The sequence below is a fragment of the Desulfobulbus alkaliphilus genome, assembly GCF_016918545.1.
Classification (GTDB): Bacteria; Desulfobacterota; Desulfobulbia; order Desulfobulbales; family Desulfobulbaceae; genus Desulfobulbus; species Desulfobulbus alkaliphilus.
Genome location: NZ_JAFFQC010000286.1, coordinates 1 through 433, shown reverse-complemented (window position 1 = coordinate 433; position 433 = coordinate 1). Strand labels below are relative to the sequence as shown.

Sequence of the window (433 nt, the reverse complement as noted above, 5' to 3'; positions counted from 1 at the left end):
GGATTTCGTCCACGTCCCCGGATTCGACGGTCAGCACGCCCAGCACCTGGCGCACATGGCGTACGGGAATGGAGACGGAGACGACGCGGTCGCCGGATTCGTTGCGACGCAGGGTCGATTGGGGCGAGCCGTCCAGCGCCGCCGCCACCTCGGCCGCCAGTTCGCTGTCGGCGCGCGCGACCCTGCGTTCGGACAGCAGATTGGCCTTGGCGGCGTCCTCGGTCGCCGTTCCAGCCGGCTGCGCGTCGGGCAGGGGCCGCCCGCCGATGGCCTCCGTCACCTGATAGCTGTCGACCAGCAACAGGCCGTTCACATCATACAGTCGCACCCGCTGGCCCGCCGGGATGAACCGGTCGGTCAGCCAGATCGACGCGCGGATGGGGTCCAGTTCGGGCGTCGGCTCGCCCCGCGTCACGCCTTCTTCGCGCAATAC

General features: G+C 70.0%; 1 pseudogene. It reads right to left on the bottom strand.

The window, feature by feature from the left end:
* Positions 1–433, bottom strand: a pseudogene (locus JWG43_RS20930) (histidine kinase); the annotation flags it as partial.